The organism is Streptomyces sparsus, assembly GCF_054776295.1.
In genome coordinates this window covers 1-1240 of record NZ_BAAHCA010001203.1, presented here as the reverse complement: position 1 = coordinate 1240, position 1240 = coordinate 1, and the positions used below count along the sequence as shown (strand labels likewise).

1 protein-coding gene is annotated in these 1240 nt (G+C 74.2%); it reads left to right on the top strand.

What is annotated here, in order from left to right; genetic code table 11:
• The first annotated feature begins 234 nt into the window (after positions 1-234).
• Positions 235-1215, top strand: a complete 981-nt coding sequence (locus ACYVE9_RS27415; RefSeq protein WP_461030586.1) for a phosphotransferase — start codon at positions 235-237, stop codon at positions 1213-1215.
• Positions 1216-1240 lie beyond the last annotated feature (25 nt).

The window sequence follows — 1240 nt, the reverse complement described above, 5'->3', positions numbered from 1 at the left end:
GTCCGGGCGCTGCCGGGCGGGGACGCGGCGGGGGCAGCCGCGCGGGTCCGGACGGTGACGACCGCCGGATACCTCCCGCCTGCGGGCCTCCGGCCGTCGTCCCGGCCCTATACACCATCCGGAGCCTGAGGCGCAGCACATCACGGAAAGCAGCAGGTTGATTGCCGTAAGTGATCTAGCATTTCGGTTGTGCAAGCACTCGGAGCGCTCCCCTCGCGCACCCTCACCACCCTCATGCGCCGTTACCGCGCCGGGGAGCCACTGTCCTGTGAACCTCTCACCCAGGGTCTGCTGAACCGGGGGTACCGGATCTCGACCACGCGCGGCCGGTACTTCCTCAAACACCACCTGGACGGGGACCCGGAGGCCATCGACCGTCAGCACCGCGCGACGAGCCGGCTCGACGCGCTGGGGGTGCCGGTGGTGCCGCCGGTGCCCGACCCGGACGGCCGGACGGTCGCCGTGGTCGGCGGCGGCTGCTTCGCCCTGCACCCCTGGGTGCAGGGGCGCCACCGGGACGGCGGCCAGCTGACCCCCGCCCAGTCCCGTCGGCTGGGCGCGCTGCTCGGCCTCGTCCACGTCCGGCTGGAGCAGGTGATACCGCAGTCACCCGGCCCCGGCGCCGACCCGCACCCCAGCGCCGACCCGGAGCACACCCACCGGTTGATCGGCGAGCTGCTGGCCCGGGTGCGCTCCCGGCGCACGCCCGACACCTTCGACGCCCTGGCCGAGCACCGACTGACGGAGCGGCGACTGCTGCTGCGGGAGTACGAGCACCACCGCCCCGCCGCCGGCACCGAGCCGGTCGCCGGCTGGGTGCACGGCGACTTCCACCCGCTGAACCTGCTGTACCGGGACGAGGCACCGTACGAGCCGCTGGCCATCGTCGACTGGGACCGGCTGGCCGTCCAGCCGAGGGCGGAGGAGGCGGTCCGGGCTGCGGTCATCTTCTTCGTCCGGCCGGACGGGCGGTTGGAGCTGGGCAAGGTCCGGCGCTACGCCCGGGCCTACCGCCGGGCCGCCGGCGCGGACGCCGCCGAGCTGGCCGCCGCCGTCCACCGGGTGTGGTGGGAGCGGCTGAACGACTTCTGGATGCTGCGCTGGCGCTACCAGCTCAAGGACCGCCGCGCCGACCCGCAGTTCCCGGCCGCGGCGGCCCTGATCGTCTGGTGGACCCGCGAGTACACCACCGTCCGCGACGCCTTCTGCGACTGAGCCGGAGCGCCTGAACCGGAGCGCC